The following is an 11,202-nucleotide window of genomic DNA, read 5'->3' as shown; positions in this document are numbered from 1 at the left end:
GGAACGGACACTTCCTTCGGACCGCCTTCCAGCGGGCCCTCCGGGCGCTTCGTTCTTTCGTGTTTCCAGCTTATCAGACGTTTTCCGCTCCGTTTACCGGGGCTTTCCGCATCTGAAATCTGGCGTTAACCGCTGAGTCGCGGCGACCCGACCAACCATAGCGGGTCGGCGGGCGGAGTGCGAATCGGGCCACACCGCTGGTCACCCGGGCGGCCGCATGATTTGTTGCTCTCGCGAGCATATACAGCAATGGTCCGGATTCGCCAAGATGCCTGTAGAGTGCGGCGCGTCGACCAAGAGGACTAGACCAGTCGCGGGCCGCTGTGACGTCGGCCGGCAGGCGGACGGGGGCGGTGGTCTTCGCCCGATAATGTCAGCAGATGTCCAAAGTTGACATGATTTAGGCTTCGGTTGATCGTGTGCCGCACCTCGCGGCCGCTCGCTGTATTGCGCACTTGGGAGGCACAACCATGACCACTGTGACGTCGCCGCTGACCGGCCAGGTCGTCGGGCTCACCGGCGTGCCGGACCCGGTGTTCTCGGGTGCGATGGTCGGCCCGGGCACCGCGATCGACCCGGTTCGTCAGCCCACCGAGGCGGTCGCTCCGGTGGACGGCGTCGTGGTCTCCATGCATCCTCACGCCTTCGTCGTGGTGGACGCCGACGGGCACGGTGTGCTGACCCACCTGGGCATCGACACCGTTCAGCTGAACGGCGAGGGTTTCGAGCTGCTCGTCAACAAGGGCGACACGGTGACCCGCGGTCAGGCCGTGATCCGGTGGGACCCGGCCGCCGTCGAGGCTGCGGGCAAGTCGCCGGTCTCGCCGGTCGTGGCACTGGAGGCCGCCACCGACTCCCTGGTCGACGTCCGCGAGGGCGGCGAGGTCAAGGCGGGCGACAAGCTGTTCAACTGGAGCTGACCCCTCACACCACGGACACATACCCGCCCCGTAGGAGTTGACGGGGCGACCCGGCACTCAGCGGCTCCCGGCGGGGCCGCTCCTCTCAGCGGAGATATCAGGACATGGAGAAGACACTGCGCGGCGTGGGTGTCAGCCACGGGGTCGCGATCGGCCAGGTGCGGCACATGGGCACGGCGGTGCTGGAGCCCCCGACCACCCAGGTCCCGACCGAGGACGCCCCGCGCGAGCAGGCGCGCGCCCAGGCGGCCGTCGAGGCCGTCGCCGCGGACCTGATCGCGCGCGGCAACCTGGCCGGCGGCGAGGCGCAGGCGGTGCTGGAGGCCCAGGCGCTGATGGCGCAGGACCCGGAGCTGATGGCCGACGTGTCCCGCCGGATCGCCGTCGGCAGCAGCGCCGAGCGCGGTGTGTACGACGCCTTCGCGGCCTACCGCGCGCTACTGGCCTCCGCCGGGGAGTACCTGGCCGGGCGGGTCGCCGACCTGGACGACGTGCGCAACCGCATCGTGGCCCGGCTGCTGGGCGTGCCGATGCCGGGCGTGCCGGACAGCGACGAGCCGTACGTGCTGTTCGCGCGGGACCTGGCGCCGGCCGACACCGCGCTGCTGGACCCCACGCTGGTCCTCGGCTTCGTGACCGAGGAGGGCGGGCCGACCAGCCACAGCGCCATCCTGGCGCGGGCGCTGGGCGTGCCGGCCGTGGTCGCGCTGCCGGGCGCGACGGAGGTCGCCGAGGGCACCGTCGTCGCCGTGGACGGCAGCTCGGGCGACGTCCTGCTCGACCCCTCGCCGGAGAAGCAGGAGGAGCTGCGGGTGATCGCCGCCGAGCGCAAGGCCGCGCTTGCCGCCTCCTCCGGTCCGGGGCAGACCTCGGACGGGCACCGGGTGCCGCTGCTGGCCAACATCGGCGGACCGGCGGACGTGCCGGCCGCACTGGAGAACGGTGCGGAGGGCGTCGGCCTGTTCCGTACCGAGTTCCTGTTCCTGGACGACTCGGCGCAGGCTCCCGGCGAGGAGAAGCAGGTCGAGGCGTACCGCAAGGTGCTGGAGGCGTTCCCGGAGGGCCGGGTCGTGGTCCGGGTACTGGACGCGGGCGCGGACAAGCCGCTGGACTTCCTGACCCCGGCCGACGAGCCGAACCCGGCGCTCGGCGTGCGCGGCCTGCGCACCCTGCTCGAACACCCCGAGGTGCTGGCCACCCAGCTGCGGGCGCTGGCCGAGGCCGCCGACGGACTGCCGGTGCACCTTGAGGTGATGGCCCCGATGGTGGCCGACCGCAAGGACGCCGGGGACTTCGCGGCCGCCTGCCGCAAGGCCGGGCTGGAGGCCAAGTTCGGCGCCATGGTGGAGATCCCGTCGGCCGCGCTGCGGGCCCGGGCGATCCTGCAGGAGGTCGAGTTCCTCTCGCTGGGGACCAACGACCTGGCGCAGTACACCTTCGCGGCCGACCGTCAGGTCGGTGCGCTGGCCCGGCTGCAGGACCCGTGGCAGCCGGCCCTGCTGGACCTGATCGCGGCGGCCGCCGACGCTGCCCGGGCGACCGGCAAGAGCTGCGGCGTCTGCGGTGAGGCGGCCGCGGACCCGCTGCTGGCGGTGGTGCTGACCGGTCTGGGCGTCACCAGCCTCTCCATGGGCTCGGCCTCGATCCCCTACGTGCGGAGCATGCTGGCCAAGTACACGCTGGCGCAGTGCCGTCGGGCCGCCGAGGCGGCCCGGGCCGCGGACAGTGCCGAAGAGGCGCGGACCGCGGCGCAGCAGGTGCTCTCCGGCGAGTAGCCCGTGACGAGTGGCAGGGGCGCCCCCACCCTTGGCGGTGGGGGCGCCCCTTCGGCGTTCTCGGGGCCGGTCAGGCCTGGCGGTCGATCCGGAGCTGCTCGAAGAAGCGCAGGTGGTCGAGGTTGTCGACGGAGCCGGGGTTGACGGCCTGCTCCAGCGGGGTGCCGGAGAGGATGCGCTTGACCGGGACCTCGATGCGCTTGCCGGTGAGGGTGTGCGGCAGGCCGCGGACGGCGATCACCTCGTCGGGGACGTGGCGCGGGGAGAGTTCGGTGCGCAGCGAGGTGCGGATGCGGCCGATGAGGTCCTGGTCGAGTTCGGCGCCGGGGGTGAGGACGACGAACAGCGGCATCCAGTAGCCGCCGTCGGGCTCCTCCAGGCCGATGACCAGGGACTCGGCGATCTCGGGGAGGCGCTCGACCACCTCGTAGATGTCCGAGGAGCCCATCCGGACGCCCTGGCGGTTGAGGGTGGAGTCGGAGCGGCCGTGGATGACGACGGTGCCGCGGGAGGTGACGGTGATCCAGTCGCCGTGGCGCCAGATGCCGGGATAGGTGTCGAAGTAGCTGTCGTGGTAGCGAGTGCCCTCGGGGTCGTTCCAGAAGCCGGTGGGCATGGACGGGATGGGCTTGGTGACGACGAGTTCGCCGACGGTGTCGGTGTGCGGGTGGCCCTGGACGTCCCAGGACTCGACGGCGGCGCCGAGGCAGGGGGCCTGGATCTCGCCGAGGTGCACGGGCAGGGTGGGGACGCCGCCGACGAAGCAGGAGCAGACGTCGGTGCCGCCGCTGACCGAGGCGAGCCAGACGTCCTGCCTGACCTCGTCGTAGATCCAGCGGAAGCCGTCGGGCGGGAGCGGGGAGCCGGTGGTGCCGATGCAGCGGACGGCGGAGAGGTCGAGGTCCCGCCCGGGGTGCAGCTCGGCCTTGCGGCTGGCGATGACGTAGGCGGCGGAGGTGCCGAGGACGGTGGCGCGGGTGCGGGCGGCGACCGACCACAGGGCGCCGGTGTCCGGGTGGCCGGGGCTGCCGTCGTAGGTGACGATCGTGGCCCCGACGAGGAGGCCGGCCAGCAGGAAGTTCCACATCATCCAGCCGGTGGAGGTGTACCAGAGGAAGCGGTCCTGGGGGCCGAGGTCGAGGTGGAGGCCGGCCTGCTTGAGGTGTTCGAGCAGGATGCCGCCCTGGCTCTGGACGATGGCCTTGGGCAGGCCGGTGGTGCCGGAGGAGTAGAGGACCCAGAGCGGGTGGTCGAAGGGGACGGGCTCGAAGACCGGTTCCACGTCGTCGGCGACGAGGTCGTCCCACTGGAGGGCGCCCTCGGGGGCGGGGGCGCCGAGCAGCGGGACGTGCACGACGGTGTGCAGGCTGGGGAGTTCGCGGCGCAGCTCGGCGACGACGTCGGTGCGGTCGTGGTCCTTGCCGCCGTAGTGGTAGCCGTCGACGGCGAACAGGACGGCGGGTTCGATCTGCTGGAGGCGGTCGAGGACGCTGCGGGCACCGAAGTCGGGGGCGCAGCTGGTCCAGACGGCGCCGACGGCGGCAGTGGCGAGGAGGGCGACGGCGGCCTGCGGGACGTTGGGCAGGTAGGCGCTGACCCGGTCGCCGGGGCCGATGCCTCGGGCGCGCAGGGCTGCGGCCAGCGAGCCGACCTGGCGGCGGAGTTCGGACCAGGTGAGGACGGCCGGCTGCTCGGTGGTCTCGTCGAGGTGGAGGATCGCCGGTCGGTCGGCGTTCGCCCCGCGCTCTCCGTCGGGGCCGGGCTCTGCGGCGCGCAGGGCGTGCTCGGCGTAGTTGAGGCGGGCGCCGGGGAACCAGCGGGCGCCGGGCATGGCCGGGTCGGCGAGGACGGCCTCGGGTGCGTCGGTGAAGCGGACGTCGAACCACTGGGTGACCGCGGTCCAGAAGCGGTCGAGGTCTGCGGTGGACCAGGCGTGCAGGTCGGCGTAGCGCTGGGCGGCCTGCTGGTCGTCGGCGGCCGGGGCCAGCGGGGCGGCCGGGGCGCCGTGGTGTTCGGCGGCCCAGGCCTGGAAGGCCACCAGGCTGGTGGCGGCGGCGCGAGCGGGGTTGGGGCGCCAGAGCGGCTGGTCCTGGGGTGGGGTGCTCACGGTGGTGGTCTCCCGGCCGTTGGTGGGGACGGTTGAGCTCGTGGCCAACCCGTCCGGTTGGGCTGTCGGTGCAGACCATGCCATGTGAGCGCCCGCTGCGCCAGGGTTGGCCAGTGGCTTCGCCGCTGCTCAGCTCGGGTCGAACTCGCCGTCGAACCAGCGGCGCAGGATGCCGTTGTGGAAGTCCCAGACGAGCGGGGTGTCGGCGGTGGCGAGGAGCCAGCCCTCGGTCTCGTCGGTAGGGCGCGAGGGCGGGAGCTCGGCGAGCGGGCGGGCGGGGAGGAGTCCGCAGAGCATGACGAAGCGGCCGTTGGGGTCGGAGGCCATGTGGATCAGGCGGACGTCGGTGGCGTCGGCCAGGATGCCGGTCTCCTCGGCGAGTTCGCGCACGCAGGCCTGCTGCCAGCTCTCGCCGTAGTCCATGTAGCCGCCGGGGAAGGCGAGTTGGCCGTAGCCGGGTTCGATGGTGCGGCGGATGACGACCAGGGCGGGCTCGGTGTCGGGCCGGGTGACGGGGAGGACGGTGACCGCGACGGGCAGTGGGTTGCGGTAGCTGATCTCGGCGCAGCCGGGGCAGGTGCGCGGCCAGGCCTCGGTGCCCGGCGGGTACGGGGTGCCGCAGAAGTGGCAGTGGGAGAAGGGCCGGTGGATCGTTTGCATCGCCTCGTCGGTGGTCATGGCCGGATGGTAGCCCTCTCGATCAGTGGGCCCGGTCGGCGGCCGGGGCCCTCCCGGTGGGCCCGGCCTCGGCGGGCTCCTCGCGGGCGGGGCGCAGGAGGGCGGGGTGGAGCAGGCGGGCGTCGCCGGCGTGGTAGGTGCGGGCGCGGGGGCCGCCGCGGGCGCCACCGCGCTCGGTGGTGGAGCCGGTGCTCTCGACGAAGCCGGGGACGGAGAGCACCTTGCGGTGGAAGTTGCCGGGGTGGAGCTTCTCGTCCCAGACGGCCTCGTAGACGGCGCGCAGGTCGGGGATGGTGAAGTCGTGGGGCAGGAAGGCGGTGGCGAGCGGGCTGTACTCCAGCTTGGCGCGAACCCGGTCGAGGCCGTCGGCGACGATGCGGGCGTGGTCGAAGGCCAGCGGGATCGGCCGTGGTGCGCTCGGGCGGGGACCGGTGTGCCCGCCGACGCCACCCCCGTGGGTGTCGGCGGGCACACCGGTGGCTCGGGTGCGGTCGGTGGACCGCGGGGCCAGGTCGAGGTCGGCGACCGGGTGCCAGGCAGCGGCCGCGGCGTCCGTCCCGGCCCGCGGGTCGGGCAGGTCCGGGGCGAAGGCGAGGTAGGCGACGGAGACGACGTGCATGCGAGGGTCCCGCTCGGGGGCACCGTAGGTGCCGAGCTGTTCGAGGTGCAGGCGGCAGAGTGCGGCCTCGGCCTCGGCGGCGCCCTGCAGACCCGTCTCCTCGGCGAGTTCGCGGGCGGCGGCCTCGTCCAGCCCCTCCTCCCCCGCCCGCAGGAAGCCGCCGGGCAGGGCCCAGCAGCCCTGGAACGGCGGTGCGCCGCGTTCGACCAGCAGCACGTGCAGGCGGCCGGCCCGCAGCGTGAGGGCGACGACGTCGACGGTGACGGCGATCGGGGCGTAGGCGCGCGGGTCGTACGCGGCGAGCCATTCCTGCTCGGCCGTGGGCCCGGCGGCGGGCTGGAGGGACGGTTCGTCCGCTGCCATCGCCGGCTCCTCTCCGCGCCCGCCGGGGCACCTCTTGCCGTCGTTCTCGGGATGAGCACAACGTAACGACTTCGTTCCCGGGCGGCAAACGGTTTTCCCCGTCCCCCGGAACCTCCGGCTTCTAGGCTGTGACCAGGAACGACCGTGCCGAGGAGGCCGCCATGCCCACTGCTCCCCCGCAGGACTTCGCCGCGGCGCTGGCGGCCGGTCCGCTCGTCCTGGACGGCGGGATGTCCAACCAGCTGGCGGCCGCGGGGCACGACCTGTCGGACGCGCTGTGGTCGGCACGGCTGCTCGCGGACGACCCGGAGGCGGTGGTGGCGGCGCACCGGGCGTACTTCGCGGCCGGGGCCGAGGTCGCGATCACGGCGAGCTACCAGGCGAGCTTCGAGGGCTTCGCCCGGCGCGGGGTGGGGCACGCGGCGGCCGCGCGGCTGCTGGCGAGCAGCGTGGAGCTGGCCCGGGAGGCGGTGCGGGCCGAGCCGGGCGGGCGGCGGCGCTGGGTGGCGGCCTCGGTGGGCCCGTACGGGGCGGTGCTGGCGGACGGTTCGGAGTACCGGGGACGGTACGGGCTGAGCCACGCGGAGCTGGTGGCCTTCCACCGGCCGCGGCTGGAGGTGCTGGCGGCGGCCCGGCCGGACGTGCTGGCGCTGGAGACGGTGCCGGACGCGGACGAGGCGCGGGCGCTGCTGGAGCTGGTGCGCGGACTGGGGGTGCCGGCCTGGCTGTCGTACAGCGTGGCGGACGGCCGGACCAGGGCCGGGCAGCCGCTCGCGGACGCGTTCGCGCTGGCCGCGGAGGTGGACGAGGTTCTGGCGGTGGGCGTCAACTGCTGCACGCCGGGGGACGCGGACCTGGCGGTGGCGGTGGCCGCCGAGGTGACCGGCAAGCCGGTGGTGGTCTACCCGAACAGCGGGGAGCGGTGGGACCCGGACCGCCGGGACTGGCGCGGGGAGCCGACGTTCCGCTCGGCGCGGGTGGGCGGCTGGCTGGCGGACGGCGCCCGGCTGGTCGGCGGCTGCTGCCGGGTCGGTACGGACGGGATCGCCGCGCTGGCGGCCGAGGTCTCGGTGCGGCGCGGGGTGCTCAGCGGGGCGGAGGCGTAGCACCGACCGGGGGGCGCGGGGCCGGGGAGCGCGGGGCGAGGGGCCCAGGGGCGCGGAAGGTTAACACCCGGCCGAGCACGGGTTACCGAGGGGGAAGGTGCACGGACGGACGGCGGCCTGGCAGACTCGTCCCGTCACCACTGCGGTCGACAATGTCGACCGCCTGTCAGCGCGGAGGTACCCCATGCCCGGCCCGATCCAGTCGCTCGCCCGGGCCGCCGCGATCATGCGCCTGCTGGCCGGCGGTGAGCGCCGCCTGGGCCTGTCCGAGGTGGCGACCGCCCTGGACCTGGCCAAGGGCACCGCGCACGGCATCCTGCGCACGCTGCAGCAGGAGGGGTTCGTCGAGCAGGACCCGGAGAGCGGCAAGTACCAGCTGGGCGCCGAGCTGCTGCGGCTCGGGCAGAGCTACCTGGACGTGCACGAGCTGCGGGCGCGGGCGCTGGTGTGGGCGGACGACCTGGCCCGGGCGGCCGGCGAGACCGTCTACCTGGGGGTGCTGCACCAGCAGGGCGTGCTGATCGTGCACCACGTCTTCCGCCCGGACGACACCCGGCAGGTGCTGGAGGTCGGTTCGATGCAGCCGCTGCACAGCACCGCGATCGGCAAGGTGCTGGTGGCCTACGACCCGGTCGCGCGCGGGGAGTTGGGCGACGGTCCGTACGAGTCGTACACCCTGCGGACGTTGACCGAGGCGGCCGACCTGGACGCCGAGTGCGCGCTGATCCGGGAGCGCGGCTGGGCGGATTCGGTCGAGGAGACCTGGGAGGGCGTGGCCTCGATCGCCGCGCTCATCCAGGACCGCCGGCGCAACCCGGTGGGCGCCGTGTGCGTCAGCGGGCCGGTGGAACGGGTCTGCGAGGACGGCTTCGTGAAGCCCTCGCTGGTGGCCTCGGTGCGCAGCGCGGCGCGGGCGATCTCCCGCGACCTGGGCGCCGGGCGGTTCTGAGCACAGCGGTCGATTCGTCACGCTGAGGCGCGGACGGGCGGTGAGCCTGTCCGCGCCTTGGCGTTTTGTCCTGATTCAGGGCGCTCCGCTGGGTAACTTCGGGGGGCCGACCGAGGGAAGGGTCACAGCTGAGTAACCCTGCCTTGACGTGAAGCCGACCTGGGGAGGAAGCTTCCGCATGACGGTCGACATTGTCGAACGATGGCCGGGAAGATCGCTCCCACAGCGCGCTCACCCGCACAGGGATCCACCGGCCACCTGCCCCCACCCGCACCTCCGGGCATTGACAAGGGAGTCTTTGTGTCCGCGTTCTCCAACGGCGATGTCTTCGTCGGCGAAACCCTCGGCACCGCCGCCCTGATACTCCTCGGCGGTGGCGTCTGCGCCGCCGTGACCCTCAAGAAGTCGAAGGCCATGAACGCCGGTTGGCTGGCGATCACCTTCGGCTGGGGCTTCGCGGTCCTGATCGCTGCCTACATGACCGGCGCCAAGTCCGGCGCCCACCTCAACCCGGCCGTCACCATCGCGCTCGCGGTCAAGAGCGGCGAGTGGAGCCAGGTGCCGCTCTACATCGGCTCCCAGATGCTCGGCGCCGTCATCGGCGCCGTGCTGGTCTGGCTCACCTACCTCGGCCAGTTCCAGGCCAACAAGGAGCCCACCCTCGGCATCTTCTCGACCGGGCCCGAGATCCGGAACCCGGTCCAGAACGTGGTCACCGAGGTCATCGGCACCTTCGTGCTCTGCATGGCGATCCTGACCCTCGGCACCACCAAGGGCCTGGACAACAGCGGCATGGGCACCCTGATCGTCGCCCTGACCGTCGTCGGCATCGGCCTCTCGCTCGGCGGCCCGACCGGCTACGCCATCAACCCGGCCCGTGACCTCGGCCCGCGCATCGTGCACTCGCTGCTGCCGATCCCGAACAAGGGCAGCTCCGACTGGTCCTACGCCTGGGTCCCGGTCGTCGGCCCGCTCCTGGGCGGCCTGGCGGCCGGCGGCGTGTACAACGCCCTCTTCTAAAGGACGGGTTCGAACCCGCCGCGCACGGGGACTGACACGGACGGGCGACCACCGGACGTCCGCGTCAGGCCCACCCACCCCGCAACCCCCGAACCTGAGCCGAGGACCCTCCACATGACCTCCACTGGCAACTACATCGCCGCGATCGACCAGGGCACCACTTCCAGCCGCTGCATCATCTTCGGCGCCGACGGCCGGATCGTCGCCGTCGACCAGCAGGAGCACCGGCAGATCTTCCCCCAGCCCGGCTACGTCGAGCACGACGCCGCCGAGATCTGGACCCGGGTGCAGTCGGTCGTCCGCGGCGCGCTGGAGAAGGCCGGCCTGACCAAGGACGACATCCGCGCGATCGGCATCACCAACCAGCGCGAGACCACCGTCCTGTGGGACAAGAACACCGGCGAGCCGGTGCACAACGCGCTGGTGTGGCAGGACACCCGCACCGAGGCGCTCTGCCGCGAGCTGGGCCGCAACGTCGGCCAGGACCGCTTCCGCCGCGAGACCGGCCTCCCGCTGGCCAGCTACTTCGCCGGCCCGAAGATCCGCTGGCTGCTGGACAACGTCGAGGGCCTGCGCGAGCGCGCCGAGTCCGGCGACATCCTGTTCGGCACCATGGACACCTGGGTGATCTGGAACCTCACCGGCGGTGTCGACGGCGGCAAGCACGTCACCGACGTGACCAACGCCAGCCGCACCATGCTGATGAACCTGAAGACCCTGGCCTGGGACGAGAGCATCGCCGAGTCGATGGGCGTGCCGATGGCCGTCCTGCCGGAGATCCGCTCCTCCGCCGAGGTGTACGGCGAGGCCGTCGGCGACCTGGCCGGCGTCCCGGTCGCCTCCGCGCTCGGCGACCAGCAGGCGGCGCTGTTCGGCCAGACCTGCTTCGACGAGGGCGAGGCCAAGTCCACCTACGGCACCGGCACCTTCCTGCTGCTGAACACCGGCGAGAAGATCGTCAACTCTTACCACGGCCTGCTGACCACGGTCGGCTACCGGATCGGCGACCAGGCCCCGGTGTACGCGCTGGAGGGCTCGATCGCCGTCACCGGCTCGCTCGTCCAGTGGCTGCGCGACCAGCTCGGCATCATCTCCACCGCCGCCGAGATCGAGACCCTCGCCAACACCGTCGAGGACAACGGCGGCGCCTACTTCGTCCCGGCCTTCTCCGGCCTGTTCGCCCCGTACTGGCGCTCCGACGCCCGCGGTGTGATCGCCGGCCTGACCCGGTACGTCACCAAGGGCCACCTGGCCCGGGCCGTCCTGGAGGCCACCGCCTGGCAGACCCGCGAGGTCGTCGACGCCATGCAGAAGGACTCCGGGGTCGAGCTCACCGCCCTCAAGGTCGACGGCGGCATGACCAGCAACAACCTGCTCATGCAGAACATCGCCGACGTCCTGGACGCCCCGGTCGAGCGCCCGTACGTGGCCGAGACCACCGCCCTCGGCGCGGCCTACGCGGCCGGACTCGCCGTCGGCTTCTGGAACGACCTCGACACCCTGCGGGCCAACTGGCACCGCGCCGCCGAGTGGACCCCGCGCATGGACGAGGCCACCCGGGAGCGTGAGTACAAGAAGTGGCTCAAGGCCGTGGAGCGCACCATGGGCTGGGTGGAGGAGGAAGAGAACAACTGACCGACAAGCCGGTCGGGGCCCGGGCCCCGG

9 protein-coding genes are annotated in these 11,202 nt (G+C 72.8%); 6 read left to right on the top strand and 3 right to left on the bottom strand.

What is annotated here, in order from left to right:
* The first annotated feature begins 470 nt into the window (after positions 1–470).
* Both ACFV1W_RS20610 and ptsP read left to right on the top strand, forming a co-directional pair.
* Positions 471–920 (top strand): PTS glucose transporter subunit IIA, encoded by a 450-nt coding sequence (locus tag ACFV1W_RS20610; RefSeq protein ID WP_380418492.1) that lies wholly within the window; start codon positions 471–473, stop codon positions 918–920.
* Positions 921–1,024: 104 nt separating this feature from the next.
* The gene (ptsP, locus tag ACFV1W_RS20605; protein WP_380418490.1) at positions 1,025–2,695 is read left to right on the top strand and encodes a phosphoenolpyruvate--protein phosphotransferase; all 1,671 of its coding nucleotides are present in this window, start codon (positions 1,025–1,027) and stop codon (positions 2,693–2,695) included.
* A gap of 70 nt (positions 2,696–2,765) precedes the next feature.
* On the opposite strand, the gene ACFV1W_RS20600 is transcribed toward ptsP, so the two are convergent.
* Genes ACFV1W_RS20600 through ACFV1W_RS20590 form a run of 3 tightly spaced genes read right to left on the bottom strand, consistent with a single transcriptional unit; the run spans position 2,766 to position 6,462 of the window.
* Entirely contained in the window at positions 2,766–4,886 is a 2,121-nt protein-coding gene (locus ACFV1W_RS20600) for an acetoacetate--CoA ligase (RefSeq protein ID WP_380418489.1), read from the bottom strand.
* 45 nt (positions 4,887–4,931) lie between these two features.
* Positions 4,932–5,480, bottom strand: a complete 549-nt coding sequence (locus ACFV1W_RS20595; protein WP_380418487.1) for an NUDIX domain-containing protein — start codon at positions 5,478–5,480, stop codon at positions 4,932–4,934.
* Between the two features lie 22 nt (positions 5,481–5,502).
* Positions 5,503–6,462: an NUDIX domain-containing protein gene (locus ACFV1W_RS20590; RefSeq protein ID WP_380418485.1), complete on the bottom strand. Its 960-nt coding sequence runs from the start codon at positions 6,460–6,462 to the stop codon at positions 5,503–5,505.
* Positions 6,463–6,623: 161 nt separating this feature from the next.
* Here ACFV1W_RS20590 and mmuM point away from each other — a divergent pair, with 161 nt between their 5' ends.
* The 4 genes from mmuM (at position 6,624) to glpK (ending at position 11,172) form a co-directional block, all read left to right on the top strand.
* Complete coding sequence (mmuM, locus tag ACFV1W_RS20585) at positions 6,624–7,568, top strand: homocysteine S-methyltransferase (RefSeq protein WP_380418483.1); 945 nt, start codon at positions 6,624–6,626, stop codon at positions 7,566–7,568.
* Between the two features lie 184 nt (positions 7,569–7,752).
* On the top strand, positions 7,753–8,517 hold the full coding sequence (locus tag ACFV1W_RS20580) for an IclR family transcriptional regulator (protein ID WP_380418481.1): 765 nt from the start codon (positions 7,753–7,755) through the stop codon (positions 8,515–8,517).
* Positions 8,518–8,817: 300 nt separating this feature from the next.
* Entirely contained in the window at positions 8,818–9,537 is a 720-nt protein-coding gene (locus tag ACFV1W_RS20575; RefSeq protein WP_380418479.1) for an MIP/aquaporin family protein, read from the top strand.
* Between the two features lie 114 nt (positions 9,538–9,651).
* On the top strand, positions 9,652–11,172 hold the full coding sequence (gene glpK, locus ACFV1W_RS20570) for a glycerol kinase GlpK (protein ID WP_380418477.1): 1,521 nt from the start codon (positions 9,652–9,654) through the stop codon (positions 11,170–11,172).
* The last annotated feature ends 30 nt before the right edge of the window (positions 11,173–11,202 follow it).

This window comes from Kitasatospora sp. NPDC059648 (assembly GCF_042734825.1).
Lineage (GTDB): Bacteria > Actinomycetota > Actinomycetes > Streptomycetales > Streptomycetaceae > Kitasatospora.
This window is presented reverse-complemented; position numbering and strand designations above follow the sequence as displayed.